This window comes from Streptomyces antarcticus, from assembly GCF_026627255.1.
Classification (GTDB): Bacteria; Actinomycetota; Actinomycetes; order Streptomycetales; family Streptomycetaceae; genus Streptomyces; species Streptomyces antarcticus.
On record NZ_JAPNLM010000009.1, the window covers coordinates 100,843 to 124,196 of the forward strand.

General features: G+C 73.8%; 22 protein-coding genes, 1 pseudogene and 1 riboswitch. Of the genes and pseudogenes, 18 read left to right on the forward strand and 5 right to left on the reverse strand.

Translation table 11 applies throughout. The annotated features are described in order from the left end of the window. Nucleotides 1-20: 20 nt before the first annotated feature. Nucleotides 21-1,088 carry an anthranilate phosphoribosyltransferase gene (gene trpD, locus OTB16_RS15980; RefSeq protein WP_267720851.1) on the forward strand — a complete coding sequence of 356 codons (1,068 nt, stop codon included), beginning with the start codon at nucleotides 21-23 and terminating at the stop codon, nucleotides 1,086-1,088. Nucleotides 1,089-1,195: 107 nt separating this feature from the next. Beyond that, a riboswitch (SAM riboswitch) is annotated at nucleotides 1,196-1,312 on the forward strand. 217 nt (nucleotides 1,313-1,529) lie between these two features. Beyond that, a complete protein-coding gene (locus OTB16_RS15985; RefSeq protein ID WP_267720852.1) occupies nucleotides 1,530-2,918 on the forward strand; it encodes an aminotransferase class V-fold PLP-dependent enzyme in 1,389 nt (462 codons plus the stop codon). 318 nt (nucleotides 2,919-3,236) lie between these two features. Here OTB16_RS15985 and OTB16_RS15990 read toward each other — a convergent pair whose 3' ends face one another. Further along, nucleotides 3,237-3,518, reverse strand: coding sequence for an Lrp/AsnC family transcriptional regulator (locus tag OTB16_RS15990; protein WP_267720853.1), 282 nt, complete (start codon nucleotides 3,516-3,518; stop codon nucleotides 3,237-3,239). Further along, nucleotides 3,515-4,249: a rhomboid family intramembrane serine protease gene (locus tag OTB16_RS15995; protein ID WP_267720854.1), complete on the reverse strand. Its 735-nt coding sequence runs from the start codon at nucleotides 4,247-4,249 to the stop codon at nucleotides 3,515-3,517. Before OTB16_RS15995 ends, OTB16_RS15990 begins: the two co-directional genes overlap by 4 nt. Nucleotides 4,250-4,373: 124 nt before the next feature. On the opposite strand from OTB16_RS15995, the gene OTB16_RS16000 reads away from it, so the two are divergent. From OTB16_RS16000 to OTB16_RS16030, 7 genes and pseudogenes are all read left to right on the forward strand, one after another. After that, nucleotides 4,374-4,613 carry a hypothetical protein gene (locus tag OTB16_RS16000; RefSeq protein WP_008738811.1) on the forward strand — a complete coding sequence of 80 codons (240 nt, stop codon included), beginning with the start codon at nucleotides 4,374-4,376 and terminating at the stop codon, nucleotides 4,611-4,613. Nucleotides 4,614-4,653: 40 nt separating this feature from the next. After that, nucleotides 4,654-6,018: an NYN domain-containing protein gene (locus OTB16_RS16005; RefSeq protein ID WP_267721015.1), complete on the forward strand. Its 1,365-nt coding sequence runs from the start codon at nucleotides 4,654-4,656 to the stop codon at nucleotides 6,016-6,018. Between the two features lie 252 nt (nucleotides 6,019-6,270). Next, a complete protein-coding gene (locus OTB16_RS16010) occupies nucleotides 6,271-7,296 on the forward strand; it encodes a C40 family peptidase (RefSeq protein ID WP_267720860.1) in 1,026 nt (341 codons plus the stop codon). 251 nt (nucleotides 7,297-7,547) lie between these two features. Beyond that, entirely contained in the window at nucleotides 7,548-8,600 is a 1,053-nt protein-coding gene (locus tag OTB16_RS16015; protein ID WP_267720861.1) for a C40 family peptidase, read from the forward strand. 51 nt (nucleotides 8,601-8,651) lie between these two features. Beyond that, a complete protein-coding gene (locus tag OTB16_RS16020) occupies nucleotides 8,652-9,782 on the forward strand; it encodes a hypothetical protein (protein WP_267720862.1) in 1,131 nt (376 codons plus the stop codon). Nucleotides 9,783-9,814: 32 nt separating this feature from the next. Next, nucleotides 9,815-10,957, forward strand: a complete 1,143-nt coding sequence (locus OTB16_RS16025) for a glycosyltransferase family 4 protein (RefSeq protein WP_267720863.1) — start codon at nucleotides 9,815-9,817, stop codon at nucleotides 10,955-10,957. A 37-nt stretch (nucleotides 10,958-10,994) separates the two neighbouring features. Beyond that, nucleotides 10,995-11,177: pseudogene (locus tag OTB16_RS16030) on the forward strand (GMC oxidoreductase); the annotation flags it as partial. Between the two features lie 163 nt (nucleotides 11,178-11,340). Here OTB16_RS16030 and OTB16_RS16035 read toward each other — a convergent pair. Beyond that, the gene (locus OTB16_RS16035; RefSeq protein WP_267720864.1) at nucleotides 11,341-13,137 is read right to left on the reverse strand and encodes an AMP-dependent synthetase/ligase; all 1,797 of its coding nucleotides are present in this window, start codon (nucleotides 13,135-13,137) and stop codon (nucleotides 11,341-11,343) included. 229 nt (nucleotides 13,138-13,366) lie between these two features. Here OTB16_RS16035 and OTB16_RS16040 point away from each other — a divergent pair, with 229 nt between their 5' ends. The 6 genes from OTB16_RS16040 to OTB16_RS16065 all read left to right on the forward strand — a co-directional run bounded on the left by OTB16_RS16040 (nucleotide 13,367) and on the right by OTB16_RS16065 (nucleotide 18,721). Further along, nucleotides 13,367-14,152, forward strand: coding sequence for a metallophosphoesterase family protein (locus OTB16_RS16040; RefSeq protein WP_267720865.1), 786 nt, complete (start codon nucleotides 13,367-13,369; stop codon nucleotides 14,150-14,152). Between the two features lie 154 nt (nucleotides 14,153-14,306). Continuing rightward, nucleotides 14,307-14,747, forward strand: coding sequence for an SRPBCC family protein (locus OTB16_RS16045; protein ID WP_267720867.1), 441 nt, complete (start codon nucleotides 14,307-14,309; stop codon nucleotides 14,745-14,747). A 397-nt stretch (nucleotides 14,748-15,144) separates the two neighbouring features. Continuing rightward, the gene (locus OTB16_RS16050) at nucleotides 15,145-16,359 is read left to right on the forward strand and encodes an ArsA family ATPase (protein ID WP_267720868.1); all 1,215 of its coding nucleotides are present in this window, start codon (nucleotides 15,145-15,147) and stop codon (nucleotides 16,357-16,359) included. 75 nt (nucleotides 16,360-16,434) lie between these two features. After that, complete coding sequence (locus tag OTB16_RS16055) at nucleotides 16,435-16,887, forward strand: DUF5304 domain-containing protein (protein WP_267720869.1); 453 nt, start codon at nucleotides 16,435-16,437, stop codon at nucleotides 16,885-16,887. 61 nt (nucleotides 16,888-16,948) lie between these two features. Beyond that, entirely contained in the window at nucleotides 16,949-17,890 is a 942-nt protein-coding gene (locus OTB16_RS16060; protein ID WP_267720870.1) for an ROK family glucokinase, read from the forward strand. A 72-nt stretch (nucleotides 17,891-17,962) separates the two neighbouring features. Beyond that, the gene (locus OTB16_RS16065) at nucleotides 17,963-18,721 is read left to right on the forward strand and encodes an endonuclease/exonuclease/phosphatase family protein (RefSeq protein WP_267720871.1); all 759 of its coding nucleotides are present in this window, start codon (nucleotides 17,963-17,965) and stop codon (nucleotides 18,719-18,721) included. Nucleotides 18,722-19,099: 378 nt separating this feature from the next. Here the strand turns inward: OTB16_RS16065 and OTB16_RS16070 are convergent, their stop codons facing one another. Then, entirely contained in the window at nucleotides 19,100-19,753 is a 654-nt protein-coding gene (locus tag OTB16_RS16070; protein ID WP_267720872.1) for a hypothetical protein, read from the reverse strand. Continuing rightward, nucleotides 19,746-20,525, reverse strand: a complete 780-nt coding sequence (locus OTB16_RS16075; protein ID WP_267720873.1) for an alpha/beta hydrolase — start codon at nucleotides 20,523-20,525, stop codon at nucleotides 19,746-19,748. The genes OTB16_RS16070 and OTB16_RS16075 overlap by 8 nt, the downstream gene beginning before the upstream one ends. Before the next feature lie 170 nt (nucleotides 20,526-20,695). Between OTB16_RS16075 and OTB16_RS16080 the strand changes: the two genes are divergently transcribed. From OTB16_RS16080 to OTB16_RS16090, 3 genes are read left to right on the forward strand one after another with little or no spacing between them, the layout of a single operon-like run. Further along, a complete protein-coding gene (locus tag OTB16_RS16080) occupies nucleotides 20,696-21,409 on the forward strand; it encodes a lysophospholipid acyltransferase family protein (RefSeq protein ID WP_267721016.1) in 714 nt (237 codons plus the stop codon). A gap of 33 nt (nucleotides 21,410-21,442) precedes the next feature. Next, nucleotides 21,443-22,657, forward strand: coding sequence for a MacS family sensor histidine kinase (macS, locus tag OTB16_RS16085; RefSeq protein WP_267720874.1), 1,215 nt, complete (start codon nucleotides 21,443-21,445; stop codon nucleotides 22,655-22,657). Continuing rightward, nucleotides 22,654-23,352 carry a response regulator gene (locus OTB16_RS16090; RefSeq protein ID WP_267720875.1) on the forward strand — a complete coding sequence of 233 codons (699 nt, stop codon included), beginning with the start codon at nucleotides 22,654-22,656 and terminating at the stop codon, nucleotides 23,350-23,352. Before macS ends, OTB16_RS16090 begins: the two co-directional genes overlap by 4 nt. Nucleotides 23,353-23,354 lie beyond the last annotated feature (2 nt).

The window sequence follows — 23,354 nt, forward strand, 5'->3', positions numbered from 1 at the left end:
ACCAGCAGCAGGAGCGGACCATGAACGTGGTGACCCCGGCAGACGCCGACAGCGCGGCGGCGTCCCGTGGCTGGCCGGGCGTTCTCGACGCCCTGCTGACCGGCCAGGACCTGCGCGCCGACGACACCGCCTGGGCCATGGACCGGATCATGCGCGGCGAGGCCACCGACGCCCAGATCGCCGGCTTCGCCGTCGCGCTGCGGGCGAAGGGCGAGACGGTCGCCGAGATCACCGGCCTCGTCCGGACCATGTACGAGCACGCCAACCTGATCGAGGTGCCGGGCCGGACGGTCGACATCGTCGGCACCGGCGGCGACGGCGCCAAAACGGTGAACATCTCGACGATGTCGGCGATCGTGGTGGCCGGAACCGGCGCCAAGGTGGTCAAGCACGGGAACCGGGCCGCGTCCTCCGCGAGCGGGTCCTCGGACGTCCTGGAGAAGCTCGGTGTCAACCTCGACCTCACCCCGGCGCGGGTGGCCGAGGTCGCCGAGGAGGCCGGCATCACCTTCTGCTTCGCGGTGAAGTTCCACCCGGCGCTGCGGCACGTGGCCGCCGCCCGCAAGGAACTGGGCATCCGCACCACCTTCAACTTCCTCGGCCCGCTGACCAACCCGGCGAAGGTACGGGCCCAGGCCACCGGCGTGGCCGACGCCCGGATGGCCCCGATCGTCGCCGGAGTCCTCGCCGAACGCGGCTCGTCCGCCCTGGTCTTCCGCGGCGACGACGGCCTCGACGAGCTGACCACGACCGCGACCTCGCGCGTCTGGTGGGTCCGCGACGGAAAGGTCGCCGAGCAGCAGTTCGACCCGCGTGACGTGGGCATCGACCTGGTGGACGTGTCCGCGCTGCGCGGCGAGGACGCCTCGTACAACGCGGACGTCGCCCGCCGCCTGCTGGCCGGTGAGACGGGCCCGGTGCGCGACGCCGTCCTGCTGAACGCGGCGGCCGCCCTGGTGGCCCTCGACCCCGGTACGGGCCCGCTGGAGGAGCAGATCCGGGCCGGCATCGCCCGTGCGGCCGAGGGCATCGATTCGGGCGCGGCCCGCGCGGCCCTGGAGCGCTGGGTGGCGGCGAGCAACCTGTAGCGGGCCGGAAACGGCGCCGTCCGGCTGATCGTTTCGAGCCAAGACCCCGGTCCAGCATGCGGACCGGGGTCCCCCGCGCGGGAGATCATGTGGCAGGATGCTGACCAGGTCACGAGTGACAGCGTTTAGGCCCCGGCTTGCTGTCCGGCAACCCTCCTTCCGTGGCGGGGTGCCCCGGGTGATGACCAGGCCGTAGGCAGCGAGGTCTACGGCAAGCGCGGATCCCTCGACACCAGGGGTCCTGGTCTCTCGAGGAGCGTTTTCCGTGAGCAAGCGAATGCGATAGGGCGAATCCGCCCCTTCTTCACCCCTCGGAACAGGGACACCTCCGTGTACCCCGGTTCACTCCGAGGGCCTTCCCGTACCCCGGACGGCCGCAGGGCCGTACCCGCGTACGGGCGTACCGAAGCCATTCACCCCTGCCTGCCGGGAGATACCGCCATGTCCGCATCCCTGAACGCCGCCACCACCTCCGCCGTCGCCACGGCTGCCGACCCCGCCTGTGCCGGGCAGCTCGCGGTCCTCGGCCGGGACGTCACCGTCCCGCTCGTCACCGGCGGCGAGGTCACCTACGCGGCCCTCGACTACGCGGCCAGCGCCCCCGCCCTCCAGCGGGTCTGGGACGACGTGGCGGCTTACGCCCCGTACTACGGCAGCGTGCACCGCGGCGCCGGATACCTCTCCCAGCTCTCCACCGACCTGTTCGAGCAGAGCCGGGTCACCGTCGCCGAGTTCCTCGACTGCCGCCCCTCCGACCAGGTGGTCTTCACCCGGTCCACCACCGACTCGCTGAACCTGCTGGCCGCCGCGCTCCCGGCCGGCTGCCAGGTCTTCGTCTTCGAGACCGAGCACCACGCCTCGCTGCTCCCGTGGACGAACGCCCGCGTCACCTACCTCAACGCCCCCCGCACCCCCGGCGAGGCCGTCGCCACCCTGGAGCGGGCGCTCGCCGGCCGCGACCCTCACGGCCCCGCCCTGGTCTGCGTCACCGGCGCCTCCAACGTCACCGGCGAGCTGTGGCCGGTCAAGGAACTCGCCGCCGCCGCGCACGCCCACGGCGCGCGGATCGTCCTGGACGCCGCCCAACTGGCCCCGCACCATCCGGTGTCCGTCCAGGAGCTCGACGTGGACTGGGTCGCCTTCTCCGGGCACAAGCTGTACGCGCCCTTCGGCTCGGGCGTGCTCGCCGGCCGCGCGGACTGGCTGCAGGAGGCCGACCCATACCTGGCCGGTGGCGGCGCCTCCCGCAAGGTGGCCCGGCGCGAGGACGGCGGCGTGGACGTCGAGTGGCACACCACCGCCGCCCGCCACGAGGCCGGCTCCCCGAACGTCATCGGCGTCTACTCCATCGCCTCCGCCTGCAAGGCCCTGACGGAAGCCGGCTTCGACAGCCTGGTCGCCCGCGAACGGCAGCTCATCGCGAAGGTCCGCGAGGGCCTGGCCGAGGTCCCCGCGGTGCGGGTCCTGTCCCTCTTCGGCGACGACGCCCCGCGCGTCGGCGTCATCTCCTTCGTGGTCGACGGCTGGAACAGCTCGCACTTCGCCGCCGCGCTGTCGGCGGAGTACGGGATCGGCGTGCGCGACGGGCTGTTCTGCGCCCACCCGCTGGTCCGCACCCTGCTGGGCAGCGAGCCGCAGGCCCAGGGGGAGTGCGGTGCCCCGGAGGCCGCGCCGGGCGAGCGCTCGCTGAACGCCATCCGCGTCAGCTTCGGCGCCGGCACGCCCGACGAGCACGTCGAGCGCTTCGTGCGGGCGGTGCGGGAGCTGGTCGCGGACGGCGCCAAGTGGCAGTACCGCACGGAAGAGGGCCGCTGCGTCCCGGCCGTCTGACGGGACCGACCCGGTCCCGGCGACCCCTGACCGGCGGCCGGCTGACCGGGGCGGGGCGGGGCCGTGGGGCGGGGACCCTCCGGAGGATCTCCTCGGCTCGCGGACGAAGCCGTACCTCGGTGCGCGAGCCGAGGAGACGGCCCGGCGGGACCCCGCGAACGGCCCGTGCCGTTCAGCCCCCGTCAGGAAACGGCACCCTCAGCCCCGCCGGCGCTTGAGGCGGGCCGGGCTCGGGGTCGTGCACGCGCCGCGTGCGCCGCGCCGGAGGAACCGGGCCCGCGCCGGATCCGCGCGTCCCCGTGAACCGCGCCGGAGGCGTTACGCGTCCAGGCCGATAGCGAAGGCCGCTTCCAGGTCGTGCTGGGAGTACGTGCGGAACGCGACGTGCGTGTCCGTCCCCTCGACGCCCGGGATCTTGCTGATGCGGCCCGGGATGATGTCCGCCAGGTTCTCGTGGCGGGCCACGCGGACCAGCGCGATCAGGTCGTACGTACCGGTGACGGAGTAGACCTCGCTGACGCTGTCCAGCGCGGCGATGGACTCGGCGATCTCGGGGATGCGGTCCACGCTGGTCTTGATGAGCACGATCGCGGTGATCACGGCTGGCTGTCTCCCTCGGTGGCCGTCGCTGGTCGCCTCACTCTAGTCGCAGCCCGGTAGCGGGCCCACGCGTGGAGGAAGCCGAGCGAGAAGCCCACCAGGTGGGCCAGATAGGCGACCCCGGGGCCGCTTTCCGCGCGGTGCGCCGCCACCCACTGGAGGGCGAACCAGAACAGCAGCACGATCCAGGCGGGGAACCGCAGCGGCAGGAAGAACAGGAACGGGAACAGGCTCGTCACCCTGGCGCGCGGGAGCAGGTACAGGAAGGCGCCCAGGACCGCGGAGATGGCCCCGGAGGCGCCGACCAGGGTCTGGGCGGACTGCGCGTTCGCCGCCGCGTACGCCGCCAGGGCCGCGTACCCGGTGCAGACGTAGAAGGCGAGGAAGGCGGGCCGGCCCATCCGCTCCTCCGCCATCGCGCCGAAGACGTAGAGGAACAGCATGTTCCCCAGCAGGTGCAGCCAGCTGCCATGGACGAACAGGGCGGTCAGCGGGGTCAGCCAGGCGCGGGGCGTGGCCGTGAAGAGCTCGTCCGGGACCACGCCCCAGCGCCGGAAGTACTCCGTCCCGGCCGCCAGCAACCCGTCACCCGTCCCGTAGGAGGGGTTCAGCCCCGAGGCCGGGCTCAGTACGAACACCACACCGCAGCCCGCGATCAGCGCGTGGGTGACCACCGGTCCCCGGGCCGCCTCGCGCAGGGCCCGCCACCTTACGATCATGTGACAGAGCATGACGCAACGAGCCCCACCTGAAGCGGTGCCAGGCCGTAGGGTTACGAGCCGCGGTCCGGCGGCCCGCGCAGACGGCCGCGCGGACCGCTTTAATTGAAACAGCTATGAAGGAAAGAGCGGCCTGATGACGGTTCCCCTGCCGACCGACACCACCCGGTGGCGCTGCACGCTGTGCGGCAACCTCACGCGTTTCGACGTCACCCGCTCGTCGAAGGTCGTGGAGTACGTCCACCTGGACCTCGCCGGGGAGCCCAAGGTCGAGGAGCGGGAGGTGGTCAATGAGACCATCGAGTCGGTCCGCTGCCGATGGTGCAACGCGGTGGACCAGATCGAGCTCGTGGACAGGCCGGGCGCGGACTCCTGAAGGAGCCCCGCCCACAGGTAGATCACGGTAGGGGTGACGGATTGTGGAGCCAGCAAGCGGCGCTGAGCCGGCCGACGCGGCCGGCGACGCCGCCGAGGTGCTCGACCGCCCGCTGCCGGAAGGCGTGCGGCGCCGGGTCGTCGCGCTCGTCTCGGACGCCTTCGGCGGACTGACGGTCGCGGACCTCCCGGCGCAGCTGCGCCAGTACGCCCGCTTCACCCCGACCCGGCGCGCCAAGTTCGCGGGCAACGCCATGGCGGCCGCGGTCGAGACCGACGGCGTGTTCCGCGGCAGGGTCGCCGAGAAGCTGCGCGAGGCCCAGGCCGACCTGGCCGGGGCGCTGGAGTCCGGCGCCCCGCCGGCCGCCGCCGACCCGCTGGACGTGGCGGCCGCCGCGTACGTCCTGCGGCCGCCCGGCTGGGTCAAGCTGGTGGCCGCCGCGGGCGAGGAGGCGCAGCGCGCCGACGCCGAGCGGGCCGACGAGGAGAACCGGCGCGAACTGGACCGGCTCCGCGAGGAGCTCTCCCACGTACGCGAAGCGCAGCGCTCGGGCGGCGAGCAGGTGCGGACCGAGCTGGAGACCTCCCGCAAGGAAGCGGAATCGCTGCACCGCAAGCTGCGCAGCGCCCTGAGCGACGTCAAGCGCGGCGAGGCGGCCCTGCGCAAGGTGAACGCGGAGGTCGACGGGATCCGCGGCGAGGCGGCCACCCGGGTGGCGGCCGCCGAGAGCGAGACCCGGCGGCTGAAGTCCCGGCTGGCGGAGGTGGAGACGGCGCTGGAGACCTCGCGCCGGGCCACCCGCGAGGGGCGCAGCATCGAGGACATGCGGCTGCGGCTGCTGCTGGACACCGTGCTGGACGCGGCGGCGGGGCTGCGCCGCGAGCTGGCGCTGCCGCCGGTCAGCACCCGCCCGGCGGACACCGTGGACGCGGTGGAGCCGGGCCGGATGACACCGAAGGACATCGCGGCGCGCGCGCTGTCGGAGACCGATCCGGCGCTGCTGGACCAGCTGTTGGCGCTGCCCCAGGCGCATCTGGTGGTCGACGGCTACAACGTGACGAAGACCGGCTACCCGACGATGCCGCTGGAGAAGCAGCGGCTGCGGCTGCTGGGCGGGCTGTCGATGCTCGCGGCGCAGACCGGCGCGGAGATGACCTGTGTGTTCGACGGGGCGGAACTGGCGGCCCCGGTGCTGCTCGCGCCGCCGCGCGGGGTGCGGGTGCTGTTCTCCAAGGCGGGCGTGACGGCGGACGAGCTGATCCGCCAGCTGGTGCGGGCGGAGCCGACGGGCCGGCCGGTCGTGGTGGTCTCCACGGACCGGGAGGTCGCCGACGGGGTGGCCAAGGCGGGGGCGCGGCCCGTGACGTCCGCCTTGTTGCTGAAGCGGCTTTCGCGCGTTTCGTAACCCCTGCGCCTAATGCCGGAATTGATGGGGGGCCGGGGGAACGTACCGTCAAGTCCTCGGCACAGAGCGTGCGCTGTAGGTAAAGAAGCTGGTCGGGGACCGACTTTTTTCTCTGCGGGATTTGAACTGATCACAGCGAGGTCACTAAGGTCTGTTCAAACCTTCGTGCGGTAGGTCACTCATTCGGGGTGACGGCGGAGGCGCTGCCGAGTTGCGTTCTTCGGCGGCTCGAGGAAGAAGGAGCTCGCCTTCGTGGCGTCCCACCGTCGACCCAAGCAGCCGACCCGCGCTCGTGTGACCGTGCTGACCGCGACGGCCGCCGCCGCCGTGGCCCTCTCCGCCCAGGGCGCCTCGGCCGCCCCGGCGAAGCCGGGCAAGGAAGAAGTCAAGTCCCAGGTCGACGCGCTCTACGAAGAGGCGGAGCAGGCCACCGAGAAGTTCAACGGGGCCAGGGAACGCCAAGAGAAGCTCGAAAAGGAGATCGGGCAGCTCCAGGACCAGGTCGCGCGCGGCCAGGGCGACCTCAACGAGCTGCGCAGCACGCTCGGTTCGATGGCCAGCGCCCAGTACCGGGGCGGCGGCATCGACCCCTCCCTCGCGCTCTTCCTCTCCGCCGACCCGGACAGCTACCTCGACAAGGCGGCCTCCCTCGACCACCTGAGCGGCAAGCAGGTCGAGGCCGTCCAGAAGATCCAGGCCAAGCAGCGCAGCCTCGCGCAGCAGCGCCAGGAGGCCTCCGGCAAGCTGGCCGACCTCGACGCGACCCGCAAGGAGCTCGGCGAGAAGAAGAAGGTCTCGACGGACAAGCTCGCCGAGGCGCAGGCCCTCCTGAACACGCTGACGGCGCAGGAGCGCACGCAGCTCAAGGAGGAGGAGACCAAGGCCAGCCGCAGCGCCGGCGAGCGCGTGGAGCTCGGCGACGTCAAGCCCTCCGGCCGCGCCGGCGCCGCTCTCGCCGCCGCGAAGACCAAGCTGGGCACCGCGTACGTCATGGGCGCCACCGGCCCCAGCGCGTACGACTGCTCCGGTTTGACGCAGTGGGCCTACAAGCAGGCCGGCGTCAGCATCACCCGCACCACGTACACGCAGGCCAACGACGGCAAGCGCGTCAGCCGCAGCGAACTCCAGCCCGGTGACCTGGTCTTCTTCTACGGAGACCTGCACCACGTGGGCCTGTACGCGGGCAACAACATGACGCTGCACGCCTCCAACCCGCGCGGCGGCATCAAGTACGAGTCGATGGACAACATGCCGTTCCAGTTCGGCGTCCGCATCTGACCCTCCCGCTCCGCCCCTCCCGGCCGGGGACGCGCCGCGGACCGCCCATCCGGGCGAATTCCGAGGCCGCGCCCTGACCGCACGCCCCGCCGGTGACCTGCGTCTCCTGCGGGGCGTCGTCGTGCGCGCCCGCCGGAGGTCGTTGGCCGGTGCGTGGTCGCGCCGCTACTGTCTGCCAGCGCGGAACCCGGCACACGGCCGCCCACGGGGGGCGGACCCGGGCCCCGCGCAGCGGAAGGGAGCGGTTTCACGTGGCGTCCCATCGCCGGCCCGGCCTCTCGGGCCTCACCGGCCTCGAACGGAACACGAAGGTCACCGTCCTGACCGCCGCCGCGGCGACGGCCGCGGTCGCCCTGACCGGAGCCCCCGCCGGCGCGGCCCCCGGCCTCCCGCACGAACCGCCGGCCGGAAGCCGCGCCCAGGTCGACCGGCTCTTCGAGGAGGCCGAGCAGGCCACCGAGCGCTTCAACGAGGCCGGGGAGAAGGCCGGCCGGCTGCGCTCCGAGGTCAGCCGGGCCCAGGACGCCATCGCCCGCGGCCAGGACCGCATCAACACCATGCGGGGCGTCCTCGGCGCCTTCGCCGGGGCCCAGTACCGCGGCGGCTCCATCGACCCCGCCCTCGCGCTGATGCTCTCCGAGGACCCCGACGACTACCTCGCGCGCGCCGCCGTACTGGACCGGCTGACCGGACGTCAGGCCCGCCAGCTCGACGAGCTGCGCGAGGAGCAGCGCCGGCTCGGCCAGGAGCGCCGGGAGGCCTCGCGCAAACTCGGTGAACTCGAAGGGCTGCGGGCCGACGTGGCCCGGCACAAGCGGTCCGTCATGGCGAAGCTCGCGGCCGCCCGCCGGCTGCTCGAAGCGATGCCCACCGGGGAGCGGGCCGACTTCGACCGGGCCGCGCGCTCCGGCGGGCGCGCCGACGCGCCGCCGGACACCTCCTCGGCCGGCCCCTCCTCGGGCCGCGCCGCGACCGCCGTCATGGCGGCCCGGGCCGCGGTCGGCCGCCCGTACGTGTGGGGCTCCACCGGCCCCTCCGGCTTCGACTGCTCCGGCCTGATGGTGTGGTCGTACCGGCAGGCCGGGGTCTCCCTGCCGCGCACCTCGCAGGCCCAGCGGCACGCCGGCCGGCAGGTGCCGCTGTCGCAGGCGCAGCCGGGCGACCTGGTGACGTACCGCTCCGACGCCAGCCACGTCGGCATGTACGTGGGCAACGGCCAGGTGGTGCACGCCCCCTACCCCGGGGCCCGGGTGCGCTACGACCCGGTCGGCATGATGCCGGTGTCCTCGGTGACCCGCCCCTGACCCACCCCGGGCGGTCCGTGCGGGCGGGCGGTGCGTGCGTACGATCGGCTGGTGTCCCCGGGTCCCCGAGCCGTACGCGTGCCGCCGCTCCTGCTGTGCCTGCTGCTGTGCCTGCCGCCGGTGGCCGGGTGCGGCGGGCGGCCCCCGGCCGCGGGCGCCGAGCGGGAGGTCCGGCGGGCCGTCGCCGACTGGTCGCGGGTGCCGCCGGAGCGGCTGGCCGGGATCCCGCTGGAGGACTGGGCGTACGAGGTCCGCTCGGTGCGGCCGGCCGGCGTACGGGCCCTGGTGCGGGCGGAGCTGCGCTACCGGATCGCCGGCTACGACCCGGCTCCGGACGGCTCGGCCCGTGAACTCGAACTCGCCGGGGACGGCGGGACCTGGCGGGTGCTGGCCGACCGGCCCGCCCCGGGTGCGCCGCGGCAGCTGTGGGACCAGGGGCCCGTGTCGGTGGTCCGGGGCGCGCAGGTCCTGGTCCTGGGCGGCGCCGGGCAGGACGCGGACACCCTGCGGGGCATCGCGGCCGAGGCCGACCGGGCGGTGCCCGCGGCGAGCGCGGCCTGGCCCCGGCCGTGGGCGGGGCGGGTGGTGGTGCTGGTCCCCGGCTCGCTGGAGCGGATGGCGGAGCTGCTGGGCCGGCCGGCCGACGCGTACCGCGGGCTCGGCGCCGTCACCACCGGGCGGGTGGGCGGCGGACCGGCCCCCGCCGACCGGGTCGTGGTCAACCCGCAGGGGTACGCGGAGCTGAGCGCGGCCGGCCGGCGGATCGTGCTGACCCACGAGGTCACGCACGTCGCCACCCGGGCGGCGACCTCCGCCACGACCCCGCTGTGGCTCTCGGAGGGCTTCGCGGACTGGGCGGCGTACCGGGGCGGCGACACCACCCCGGAGCAGGGTGCTCCGGCGCTGGCCCGGGAGGTGCGGCAGGGGCGGCTGCCGGGGGAGCTGCCGCCGGACGGGGCCTTCGCCTTCGGCGGCGAACCGGAGGCGGTGGCCCGCGCGTACGAGGGCGCCTGGCTGGCGTGCCGCCTGATCGCCGGGCGGTGGGGCGACGCGGCGCTGGTCGCCCTGTACGAGCGGGCGGGGCACGAGCCGCTGGAGACGGCCCTGCGGGAGGCGCTCGGAACGGATCCGGCGGGGCTGCTGAAGGCCTGGCGGGAAGCGCTGGACAGCGAGCTCCGGTGACCCCCGGGGAGGGTCCGGTAGGGTCGCTGGCGATGCACAAGACGCTGATCGTGACCAACGACTTCCCGCCGCGCCCGGGCGGCATCCAGGCCTTCCTGCACAACATGGCGCTGCGACTGGATCCCGACCGGATCGTCGTCTACGCCTCGACCTGGAAGCACGGCGCGGAAGGCCGCGAGGCCACGGCCGCCTTCGACGCCGAGCAGCCGTTCCAGGTGGTCCGGGACCGGACGACGATGCTGCTGCCGACCCCGCGCGTGACGCGGCGGGCGGTGGGCCTGCTGCGCGAACACGGCTGCGAGTCCGTGTGGTTCGGGGCGGCGGCGCCGCTCGGGCTGATGGGCCCGGCGCTGCGGAGGGCGGGCGCGCGGCGGCTGGTCGCGACCACCCACGGGCACGAGGCGGGCTGGGCCCAGCTGCCGGCGGCGCGGCAGCTGCTGCGCCGCATCGGCGAGGGCACGGACACGCTGACGTACCTGGGGGAGTACACGCGCTCGCGGATCGCCTCGGCGGTGACGGACCGGGCGGCGGCCCGGATGGCGCAACTCCCGCCGGGGGTCGACGAGAAGACCTTCCACCCCGGCTCGGGCGGCGCGGCCGTCCGGGCCCGGCTCGGGCTGTCGGACCGGCCGGTGGTGGTGTGCGTGTCCCGGCTGGTGCCGCGCAAGGGGCAGGACACGCTGATCGAGGCGATGCCGCGGATCCTCGCGGCGGTGCCGGACGCGGTGCTGCTGATCGTGGGCGGCGGACCGTACGAGGCCGACCTGCGGAAGCTGGCCGTCTCCACCGGCGTCGCGGACTCGGTGGTCTTCACCGGGGCCGTCCCCTGGTCGGAGCTCCCGGCCCACTACGGGGCGGGGGACGTCTTCGCGATGCCGTGCCGCACCCGGCGGGGCGGGCTGGACGTGGAGGGGCTCGGCATCGTCTACCTGGAGGCCTCGGCGACGGGCCTGCCGGTGGTCGCGGGCGACTCCGGCGGGGCGCCGGACGCGGTGCTGGACGGCGAGACCGGCTGGGTGGTCCGGGGCGGCTCCGCCGAGGATTCGGCGGACCGGATCACGGCCCTGCTGCTGGATCCGGAGCTGCGGAGCCGGATGGGCGCCGCGGGCCGGGCCTGGGTCGAGGAGAAGTGGCGCTGGGACCTGCTGGCGGACCGGCTGCGGGAGCTGCTGTAGCGCTGCCGTTGCGCTGCCGCTGGGCTTGGCCTGCGACCCGCTGGGCGGCTGCGTCCTCGGCGAGGCGACCGGCGACTACGGCCGCGCCAAGGGCCACCAGGGGCTGTACGTCGTCGACAGCTCCCTGATCCCCGGCTCGCTGGGGGTCAACCCGTTCGTGACCGTCACCGCCCTCGCCGAGCGGAACATGGCGCGGATCCTCGCCGAGGACCCGCGCTAGCGTCGTGACCGGAAGGGTTCGCCGTGTCGCGGCGCCCGGCACCTCGCCGCGTTGTCGGACCACACCGGTACGTCCAGTACGAGGCGTGGCCCTCCGCCTCGCGATGCACCGCACCGGACACCACGACCCGGCACCACCCGGCCACAGCACTGGCGAGGAAGCCTCAGCCCCGGTACAGCGCCTCGATCTCGTCCGCGAAGTCCTTCGCCACCACGTTCCGCTTGAGCTTCAGCGACGGCGTGATGTGGCCCGACTCCTCCGTGAACTGGGAGGGCAGGATGCGGAATTTCCGCACCGATTCCGCCTTGGAAACCGCCGCGTTGCCGTCGTCCACGGCCTGCTGGACGGCGGCGACCAGGTCCGCGTCCTCGCGCAGCTCCGCGGCCGTCACGCCGGCCGGCTTGCCGTGCTCGGCGGCCCACCGGCCGAGGAACTCCTCGTCGATGGTGACGAGCGCGGCCACGAACGGCCTCGCGTCGCCGACCACCATGCACTCCGCGACGAGCGCGTGCGCCCGGATCCGGTCCTCGATCACCGCGGGGGCGACATTCTTGCCGCCCGCCGTGACGATGAGCTCCTTCTTGCGGCCGGTGATCGCGAGGTAGCCGTCCTCGTCGAGGGTGCCGACGTCGCCGGTGTGGAACCAGCCGTCGGTCAGCGCCTCGGCGGTCGCCGTCTCGTTCTTCCAGTAGCCGGTGAAGACGTGCTCGCCGTGCAGCAGCACCTCGCCGTCGTCCGCGATGCGCACCACCGAGCCCGGCAGCGGCTGACCGACCGTGCCGATCTTCTGCTTGTCCCACGGGTTGAAGGTGGTGGCCGCGCAGGACTCGGTCAGGCCGTAGCCCTCCAGCACCGTGAAGCCGATGCCACGGAAGAAGTGGCCGAGCCGCTCGCCGAGCGGGGCGCCGCCGGAGATCGCGTACTCGCCGCGCCCGCCGAGGACCGCGTGCAGCTTGCTGTAGACGAGCTTGGAGAAGAGCTTGTGCTTGAGCTTCAGTCCGAACGACGGCCCGCGCGGGGTGTCCAGCGCCCGGCTGTACGCGATCGCCGTCTCGGCGGCCGCGTCGAAGATCTTGCCCTTGCCGTCGGCCTGGGCCTTGGCGCGCGCCGAGTTGTAGACCTTCTCGAAGACGCGCGGCACGCCGAGGATCAGCGTCGGCCGGAAGGACTGCAGCTCGTCGGTCAGGTTCTTGATGTCCGGTACGCAGCCCAGCCGGATCGGCGCCAGCACGGCCGCCACCTCCACCAGGCGCCCGAAGACGTGCGCGGCCGGGAGGAAGAGCAGCACCGAGCACTCGCCGGTCTTGAAGAGCGGGCTCAGCCGCTCCACCGCGTTGCCGCACTCGGCGAAGAAGTTCCGGTGGGACAGCACACAGCCCTTGGGGCGGCCGGTGGTGCCCGAGGTGTAGACGATGGTGGCCGGGTCGTCGGCGTTCGCGAGAGAGCTGCGCTCGTCGGCGTCGGCGTCGGAGACCGCGGCCCCCGCGGCCTTCAGCGCGTCGAGGTCGCCGCGCTCGATCTCCCAGACCTCGCGCAGCTCCGGGAGCCGGTCGCGCAGCGCGGCCACGGCCTCGCCGTGCCCGGGGCTCTCGACGACCGCCGCGACGGCGCCGGAGTCGCCCAGGATCCACTGGATCTGCTCGGGGGAGCTGGTCTCGTACACGGGGACGGTGACGCCGCCGGCGCTCCAGATCGCGAAGTCGATCAGCACCCACTCGTAGCGGGTGCGGGAGATAAGGGCGACCCGGTCGCCCGGGCGGATGCCGGCCGCGATGAGGCCCTTGGCCGTCGCCCGGACCTCGGCGAGGAACTCGGTCGCGGTCACGTCCTGCCACCGGCCGTCGACCTTGCGGCTCATGACGGCGGTGTCGGGATGCTGAGCGGCGTTGCGGCGGATGAGATCCGTCAGGTTCCCGTCCGACGGGACCTCGTACAGGGCCGGAAGACTGAACTCGCGCAAGACTGCTGCTCCTCTGGGCGCCATCGCCACCGTGTGGACCGACCGGACGTTACCCACCGGTAGTGGGTTCCGGATAGAGGGAACCGGCCAGATGTTCCCTGCGTCACATGACGCGCACGTGCCCTGCCGACAGTAGTCGACCCCTCTGACGACTCGGAAGTAACCGCAGGTCCGGCCCCTCGGCCGGTTCCCCTACCCCCCGGCCCCCGGGCGCCCCTAGGGTGGCGGCATGGGTGGCAGGAAAAGCGGTACGCGAGTCCACGTCGTGAGCGACGTCCACGGCAACACCGAGGCCCTCGCACGGGCGGGGGACGGCGCCGACGCGCTGATCTGCCTCGGTGACCTCGTGCTCTTCCTCGACTACGCCGACCACTCGCGCGGCATCCTCCCCGACCTCTTCGGCGTCGAGAGTGCCAACCGGGTCGTCGAACTGCGCACCGCACGCCGCTTCGAGGAGGCCCGGGCGTTCGGCCGCGAGCTGTGGGCCGGGCTGGACCGCGAACGGCTGATCGAGGACGCGGTGCGCCGCCAGTACGCAGGGATGTTCGCCGCGTTCCCCACCCCCACGTACGCCACCTACGGCAATGTCGACATCCCCGGTCTGTGGCCGGAGTACGCCGACCGTCCCGGCCTCACCGTGCTCGACGGGCAGCGGGTGGAGATCGGCGGCCGCGTCTTCGGCTTCGTGGGCGGCGGACTGCCCTCGCCGATGCGGACCCCGTACGAGGTGGACGTCGAGGAGTACGCCGCCAAGGTGGAGGCCCTGGGCGAGGTGGACGTGCTGTGCTCGCACATCCCGCCCGAGGTGCCGGAGCTCTGCTACGACACGGTCGCGCGGCGCTTCGAGCGGGGCAGCGAGGCCCTGCTGGCCGCCATCCGCCGCACCCGCCCCCGGTACGCGCTCTTCGGCCACGTGCACCAGCCCCTGGCCCGCCGGATGCGGATCGGGGGCACGGAGTGCGTGAACGTCGGCCATTTCGCGGCGACCGGGCGACCGTGGGCCCTGGAGTGGTGAGCGGGGCCCGGGGGCGGCGGGCCGCGCGGTGACCGCCGCGGCGGGTGGCCGGTAGGGGAGGTGCTGGAGTGGCGGAGCCCGCACGCGCGGTAGCCTTCGAGCGGCGGCCCGAGGCCGCACACTTCCTCGAACACTCCCCGGAGGAGCGACCGCGATGGCGGAACACACCAGCTCAAGCATCACGATCGAGGCCTCGCCGGCCGCCGTGATGGCCGTGATCGCCGACTTCGCCCGCTACCCCGAGTGGACCGGCGAGGTGAAGGAGGCCGAGGTGCTGGCCACCGACCCCGAGGGCCGCGCCGAGAAGGTCCGGCTGCTGCTCGACGCCGGCGCGATCAAGGACGACCACACCCTCGCCTACACCTGGAAGGGTGCGGACGAGGTCAGCTGGACCCTGGACAAGTCGCAGATGCTGCGCCAGCTCGACGGCTCCTACCGGCTGGCCCCGGTCGGCGGCGGCGCACGCACCGAGGTCACCTACCAGCTGACCGTGGACGTCAAGATCCCGATGCTGGGCATGATCAAGCGGAAGGCCGAGAAGGTCATCATCGACCGCGCGCTGGCGGGCCTGAAGAAGCGCGTCGAGTCCACCTGACCCCCTGCCTGACCCCCTGCGGGGACGCGTCCGCCGGGGGTACCGCCCCGGACCCGGGGCCTCCTCCCGCAGCCGGGGTGCAGGCCCCTGGGGCTCCGGCCCCGGACCCCGTGCCTGCGCAGCGGGGGTGCAGCCCCTGGGGCTCCGCCCCAGACCCCGCGCCTCAAACGCCGGCGGGGCTGGACGTCGCCGGCGGGGCTGGATGTGGCCGGCGTAGGACGTGTCTTTCCGCTCGGGGCGGATGTGCCCGGCGGGGGGCCCGGTGTGCCGTGCGAGGCCTGGACGGTCCGCCGGGCGATTTCAGCCTCGCCGGCGTTTGAGGCGCGGGGTACGGGGCGGAGCCCCGGGAGCCTGCAGCCCCGCCGACGCTCGACCACCGAACCGGAGTAGCCGCACCATGCGCACCCTGCTGATCACCGGCCCCGGCGGGGCCGGGCGGACCACCGTGGCCGCGGCCACCGCCCTCGCCGCCGCCCGGCAGGGGCAGCGGGTGCTGCTGCTGTCCGGCGACCCGGGCGACCCCCTCGCCGCCCTGGTCGGCGGCCCGGCAGGACCGTCCGCCGAGGTCGTGCCCGGCCTGCGCGCGGTCCCCGTGGCCGCCGGGTTCCGGGTGGCCCGGGTGGACTCCGGCGAGGAGTTCCGCGACGAGCTCGTCGCCCTCCAGGAACGCGGCTCCGCCCTCCTCAGCATGGTCGGCGCCCGCCCCCTCGGGGCGGAGGAGCTCACCGAACTGCCCGGCGCCGAGCAGTTCGCCCTGCTCCGCGCCCTGCGGCGGGCCGCCGCCGCGCCCGGCACCGACCTCGTCGTCGTCGACATGCCCCCGCTCCACCAGACCGTGGCCACCCTCGCCCTCCCCGCCCAGCTGCGCCGCTACCTCGCCCGGCTGCTCCCCGCGGAGCGGCAGGCGGCCCGCGCCCTGCGCCCCGTACTGGCCCAGCTGGCCGGCGTCCCCATGCCCGCCCAGTGGCTCTACGAGGCCGCCGCCCGCTGGGACGAGGAGCTGGCCGCCGTCCAGGCCGTGGTCGAGGCCGGCACCACCTCCGTCCGGCTGGTCGCCGAACCGGGACCGGCCGCCGCCGCCGCCCTGCGCACCGGAGCGCTCGGGCTGGCCCTGCACCAGCTGGGCACCGACGACCTGGTGGCCAACCGGCTCGTGCCCACGGACTCCACCGACCCCTGGGCGGCGTCCGTGGCCGCCCAGCAGCAGGCGTTCCTGCGCGAGCGGGGCCAGTCGGTTCCCGTACGGGAGCTGCCCCACCTGGGCCGCGACCCGCGGGGCCCGGACGACCTGGCGGAACTCTGCGGCCCGGCCGGGGCCGCGGACCTCGCCCCCGGGCGGCCGGGCCGCGAGCTGCGGGCCTGGCCCGTGGAGGACCGGCTCGCCGAGGACGGCGTACTCGTCTGGGCCGTACGGCTGCCCCACGCCCGCAAGGACGACCTCGACCTGATCCGCCGCGGGGACGAGCTGCTGCTCACCGTGGGCCCGTACCGCAGGATCGTTCCGCTGCCCTCCGCGCTGCGCCGCTGCACCGTCTCCGGGGCCGCCCTGGCCGAGGACGTGCTCCGCGTCCGCTTCACGCCGGATCCGGGACAGTGGCCGCGTACGCCCTGAACGCCGTACCGCCGTTCGGGTAACGTCGAAGGTAGCCAGTACCGCCGCCCCGCAGTCGCAGCAGGAGAGTCCGCCATGAGCGAGGCCACCGACCGTCCCACCGACGACGCCTGGGCCAAGGCCTGCGCCGAGGACCTCGCCGCCGAGAAGGAGCGCCTGCGCGGGCAGGACGGCACGCGCTCCGGCGCCCCCGGCAGTGCCGCCGAGGAGCTGTTCAAGCTCTTCGAGGCCGTCGCCGACAAGGTCTCCGGGCTGAACAACCCGCTTCTCGGCGTCGCCGCACAAGGCGCTGTACGCCAGTTCGTCAACCAGGCCAAGACCGCCGCCCAGCCCGTCATCGAACGCAACCCCGAGGTCTTCGACCACCTCGCGGCCGCCGGTTCCGAGCTGCTCGCCGCCTACCGCTCGGCCGTCGAGGGCCACGAGAGCCGCTGGACGCGGAACGAGCCCCCGGCGCCGCCCCGGGAGTCCGACCCCCGCGACGACGGCCCCGACGCGGGCCCGGCCGAGCGGATCGATCTCGACTGAACCTCCGCCACCCTCGGGTACCTTTGCCCGTGGCGGGGTTTGACCGGAAACCGAGGGACTAATGGGACTCACCATCGGCGTCGACATCGGCGGCACGAAGATCGCGGCGGGCGTGGTCGACGAAGAGGGCACCATCCTTGAGACGTACAAGGTGCCCACCCCGCCGACCGCGGACGGAGTGACGGACGCGATCTGTGCCGCCGTCTCCGAGGTCAGCAGCAGTCACACCATCGACGCCGTCGGCATCGGCGCGGCGGGCTACGTGGACGACAAGCGCGCGACCGTGCTCTTCGCGCCGAACATCAACTGGCGCCACGAGCCGCTCAAGGACAAGGTCGAGCAGCGCATCGGCCTGCCGGTCGTCGTCGAGAACGACGCGAACTGCGCGGCCTGGGGCGAGTACCGCTTCGGTGCCGGCCAGGGCCATGAGGACGTCATCTGCATCACGCTCGGCACGGGCCTGGGCGGCGGCATCATCATCGGCAACAAGCTGCGCCGCGGCCGCTTCGGCGTCGCCGCAGAGTTCGGGCACATCCGGGTCGTCCCCGACGGCCTGCTGTGCGGCTGTGGCAGCCAGGGCTGCTGGGAGCAGTACGCCTCCGGGCGCGCGCTCGTCCGGTACGCCCGGCAGCGCGCCAACGCCACCCCCGAGAACGCGAAGTTCCTGCTCTCCCTCGGCGACGGCACCCCCGAGGGCATCGAGGGCAAGCACATCAGCCAGGCCGCCCGTCAGGGCGACCTGGTGGCCGTCGACTCCTTCCGCGAACTGGCCCGCTGGGCCGGCGCGGGCCTGGCCGACCTGGCCTCGCTGTTCGACCCGTCGGCCTTCATCGTCGGCGGCGGTGTCTCGGACGAGGGCGACCTCGTCCTCGACCCGATCCGCAAGTCCTTCAAGCGCTGGCTGATCGGCGGCGCGTGGCGTCCGCACGCCCAGGTACTGGCCGCCCAACTGGGAGGCAAGGCCGGACTCGTCGGCGCGGCCGACCTCGCGCGCCAGGGCTGAGCCCCTCCATTTCGCCGTGACCGCCCGCCGCGCCCCCTGGGGGAGCGGCGGGCAGCTGCGTATCTTGCGGGCATGGACCTGCTGCCCGCGCTGCCCAAGTCTCTTACGGAGCCCGACGGTTCTGCCGTGATCCGGGTACTCGGCTACAACATCCGCTCGCTGCGCGACGACGAGGAGGCGCTGGCCCGGGTCATCCGGGCGTGCGCGCCGGACCTGGTGTTCGTCCAGGAGGCGCCCCGGTTCTTCCGGTGGCGCAAGCACGCGGCCCGGCTGGCCGCGAAGTGCGACCTGGTGGTGCTGAGCGGCGGTGCGACCGCGGCCGGGCCGCTGCTGCTCAGCTCACTGCGGGCCTTCGTGGAACGTACGGAGGACGTGCTGCTGCCGCTGACCCCCGGGCTGCACCGCAGGGGCTTCGCCACGGCCGTCGTACGGTTCGGGTCGGCGCGGGTCGGGCTGGTCTCCGCGCACCTGTCGCTGGACCGGGCCGAGCGGGTGGCACAGGCGGGGCTGTTGATGGAACGGCTCGCGGCGATGGACGTCCCGTACGGGATCGCCGCCGGCGACGTGAACGAGACCCCCGACGGGCCGGCCTTCGGGCGGCTGGCCGCGGGCCTGCGGGACTGCCGGACGGTCGCGCCGTGGGGCGGGGAGCACACCTTTCCCGCGCGGGGCGCGGAGCGGCGCATCGACGCCGTCTTCGTGACGGGGGGTGTGGAGGTGCTGGCCTGCGGTGTCCCTGCGGGGCTGGAGGGGGTGTCGGCCGCGGATCTGGCGGCCGCGACCGATCACCTGCCGGTGCTGGCGGTGCTGCGGCTGCCGGCTGCGCCGTAGCCGGGCCGTAGCCGGGCCGTAGCCGGGGCCGGGTCGGCTTCCGGGTCGCCCGGGTGCGGTGCCGGGGGCTGGTGCGGGGGCCGCTTCCGGGGCTCCGCCCCGGACCCCGCGCCTCAAACGCCGGCGGGGCTGGAGTTGTGCGCCTGCGGCCTGGAATCGTGGGGTGGGGCTGATCGGTCAGGGGCTCCGCGTCGGCCCCGCGCCTCAAACGCCGGCGGGGTTGGAGTTGTGCGCCTGCGGCCTGGGATCGTGCGGTGGGGCTGATCGGTCAGGGGCTCCGCGTCGGCCCCGCGCCTCAGACGTCGGCGGGGTTGGAGTTGTGGCCGTGGGGCTGGGGCCGCCCTGGGGGTGGCCCCAGCCCCGTCCGGCCGTTGTGCTCTAGACGACCGCGCCGCGGCCCGGGTCGTCGTCCTCGTCTTCGTCGTGGGCCATGCGTCCCACCAGCGTCGCGAAGCCGCCCAGGAAGCCGCCGATGCCCAGCGTCGTCAGCCACCAGGTCATCTCCCACTGGAGCAGCACCGCCAGGAGCAGCAGCACCGGCCCGCCCACCACCGCGAGCCACGCGAACTTCGACGTGGTGTCCGCCGGCGGCAGCTCCGGCTCCGGGGGCACGAAGTGGCCCTCCTCGGCCGCCGTCAGGTCGTCGTCCCCGGGCTCGGCGAGCGAGTGGTCCCGGGGGCCCGCCCCGCCCACGCCCGGGGCGAAGACGACCGAGCTCCCCAGCGACGCCGCCGCCGGGGGCTCCGCGGCCGGGCCGGAACCCGGTTCCGCCGACGGCTCCGGCTCCGGCTTCGGTTCCGTCTTGGACTCCGCCCTGGGTTCCGTCTTGGACTCCGTCTTCGAGCCCGGCTCCGGAGGGAGAGGCAGCGGCTTCACGTCCTCCTCCGGCAGCAGCAGGTTCTCGATCGGCTTGAACGGCCGGGCCCCCGGCGGGTCCGGCGGCTCCTGCCCGTACCCGGCGACGATCGCCGCCCACGCCGCTTCCTCGTCCAGCGGCGGAACACCGCCCGACTGCTCCTCGTGCTCAGCCACCCGCCTCCGCCCCCTCCCTGCCCACGCTCTCCGCCAGCCGGCCGACGAACGCATAACTGTCCGCGAAGATCCGCTCCGCGTCATGGTCCAACGTCGCGACGTGGTAACTCTGTTCCAGCAGGGTCTCGGTGACGTCCGTCGACGAGACACGCGCAAGGACGCGCGCCGAGTCGGCCGGCGGTACGACGTGGTCCTGCGGGCTGTGCAGCAGCAGCAGCGGCTGCGTCACCTGCGGCAGCTCCGCGTCGACCATCCGCAGGAACGTCCGCAACGAGTGCGCGGCGTGCGTCGGGACGCGGTCGTAACCGACCTCCTCCGAACCCGGCTTCGCGATGTCGCTGGCGATGCCCGGAGTCGACCGGATGAAGTGCTTGGCCACCGGCAGGGCGACGGCGAGCGGGTCGTGGACCTTGTTGGCCGGGTTGACGAGGACCAGGCCGCTGATGGCGTCCCCGTGCTTGGCCGCCAGCCGCAGGCTCAGCGCACCGCCCATCGACAACCCGAAGACGAACACCTGCGCGCACCGGTCCAGCAGCTCCCGCAGTGCGCGGTCCACCTCGGCGTACCAGTCCTGCCAGCCCGTGAGCTGCATGTCCTGCCAGCGCGTACCGTGCCCGGGCAGCAGCGGCAGCGACACCGTGAGGCCCCGGTCGGCGAGGTACTCGGCCCAGGGGCGCAGCGACTGCGGGGAACCGGTGAAGCCGTGGCAGAGGAGGACGCCGACCTCTCCGCCCTCGTGGCGGAACGGCTCGGCTCCAGGGAGGACGGGCACCAGGGTCTCCTTGATCATGATGTACGCCGGGTGGGGGCGTTGCTCTGTGTGACTTCACCGTACGCGACCGGGGTGGCACCGACCAGGGTCGTCGGGCCGCTCCCGGTGGAGCCAAGGGATAAGGTCTGTTCGACAGACACAGGAAGGCTTTCGAGTTGATCTACGGCGCAATGAAGTTCTCCATCGGCGGTTCCCTGAAGCTCGCCTTCAGGCCGTGGGTGGAGGGCCTCGAGAACATTCCCGCGGAGGGGCCGGCGATCCTCGCGAGCAACCACCTGTCCTTCTCCGACTCCTTCTTCCTCCCGGCCGTGCTGGACCGGAAGGTCACCTTCATCGCGAAGGCCGAGTACTTCACCTCCCCGGGGGTCAAGGGCAAGCTGACGGCCGCCTTCTTCAAGGGCGTCGGCCAGCTCCCGGTGGACCGCTCCGGCGCGCGCGGGGCCGGCGAGGCCGCGATCAAGAGCGGCATCGACGTCATCGAACGCGGGGAGCTGTTCGGTATCTACCCGGAGGGGACGCGTTCACCCGACGGCCGCCTCTACCGCGGCAAGCCCGGCGGCCTGGCCCGCGTGGCCCTGGCCACCGGAGCGCCCGTGATCCCGGTGGCGATGATCGACACCGAGAAGATCCAGCCGCCCGGCAAGGTGGTCCCCAAGCTGATGCGCCCGGGCATCCGGATCGGCAAACCGCTGGACTTCAGCCGCTACCACGGCATGGACGGCGACCGCTTCATCCTGCGCTCGGTGACCGACGAGGTCATGTACGAGATCATGAAGCTCTCCGGCCAGGAGTACGTCGACATCTACGCGACGGCGGCCAAGCGCCAGATCGCCGACGCGGAGAAGGCCGCCAAGGGCGACAAGCCCGAGGGCAAGACCGGATAGCGGCGGGCGGAACCGCCCGCGGGGGGTGGGGAGATGGCGAAGCGCGAACACGTCGTGCGCATGTCGGTCGAGCAGCCGCTGTGGCGGGCCCTGACGGCCTACCGGCTGCTCACCATGGTCTACGCGGTGCTGCTGTTCGCCGCCTCCTACCGGAAGTTCGACCGGCCCGCGGTCGCCATCGGCTACCTCTGCGTCCTCGCCGTCTGGACGCTGGCCACCTCCCCGCGGGTGGCGAACGCCGCCAGCTGCACCAGGCGCTTCCTCGGCGCCGACCTCGCCGTCGCCCTCGCCGGGATCCTCCTCACCCCGCTCGCCGACAGCCACGAGCGGATCGCGGACGGCGGCCCGACCCTCCCCTCCATCTGGACGGCCGGTTCCGTCCTCGCCTTCGCCATCAAGGGCGGCTGGCGCTGGGCCGGGTTCGCCTCCACCTTCGTGGCCGCCGCCAACATCGTCATCCACGGCGGCGAACCCACCCGCGACACCCTGCACAACGTCCTGCTCGTCTGGGTCGCCTCCATCGCCATCGGCTACGTCGTCGAGGTCGCCCGGGCCAGCGAGGCCACCCTCGCCCGCGCCCTGGAGATCGAGGCCGCGACCCGGGAGCGGGAGCGCCTCGCCCGCGACATCCACGACGGGGTCCTCCAGGTCCTCGCCATGGTCCAGCGGCGCGGCACCGAACTGGGCGGCGAGGCCGCCGACCTCGGCCGCATGGCGGGGGAGCAGGAGGTCGCCCTGCGCACCCTGGTCTCCAGCGGGCTGGTGCACCCCTCGCGGGTCTCCCGCGACGGGGCGCTCGGCGCGCTGGTGGACACGTACGAGGTGGACGAGCCCGGCGACGGCGGCGAGCTGGACCTGCGTACGCTCCTTGCCCCGCACGCCGGTTCGCGGGTGAGCTTCGCCGAGCCGGGCACCCCGGTGCCGCTGCCGGTGCCCGCCGCGAAGGAGCTGGCCGCGGCGGTCGGCGCCGCCCTCGACAACGTGCGCAAGCACGCGGGGGAGGGGGCCCGCGCCTGGATCCTGGTCGAGGACTGGGGCGACGAGGTGGTCGTGACCGTACGGGACGACGGCCCGGGCATTCCGGCGGGCCGGCTCGACCAGGCCGAGGGCGAGGGCCGGATGGGGGTGGCCCTGTCCATCCGGGGCCGGCTGCGCGACCTCGGCGGCAGCGCCGAGCTGGTGTCCGTCCCCGGGCAGGGCACCGAAGTGGAACTGAAAGTACCCAGGGGGAGGACGGACGAGAGATGAGCGAGCGCACCGACGTGAACGAACCGAACGCACCGCACGGGATCAGGGTCATGGTCGTCGACGACCACCCGATGTGGCGGGACGCGGTCGCCCGCGACCTGGCCGCCGCGGGCTTCGACGTGGTCGCGACGGCCGGCGACGGACCCGAGGCGGTGCGCCGGGCCCGCGCCACCACCCCCGACGTGCTGGTCCTCGACCTCAACCTGCCCGGCATGCCGGGCGTGCAGGTCTGCAAGGAGCTGGTCGGCGCCAACCCGGCGCTGCGGGTCATGGTCCTGTCGGCCAGCGGCGAGCACGCGGACGTGCTGGAGGCGGTGAAGTCCGGCGCGACCGGCTACCTGCTGAAGTCCGCCGGCGCCCAGGAGCTGATCGACGCGGTCCGCCGCACGGCCGCCGGCGATCCGGTCTTCACGCCGGGCCTGGCCGGTCTGGTGCTCGGCGAGTACCGGCGCCTGGCCACCGACCCGGCACCGGCCGCCTCCGACGAGCCGAAGGCGCCCAGGCTGACCGACCGGGAGACCGAGGTGCTGCGGCTGGTGGCGAAGGGCCTCTCGTACAAGCAGATCGCCGAGCGGCTCGTCATCTCGCACCGCACGGTGCAGAACCACGTCCAGAACACCCTGGGCAAGCTCCAGCTGCACAACCGCGTGGAGCTCGTCCGCTACGCCATCGAGCGCGGCCTCGACGACGCCTGATC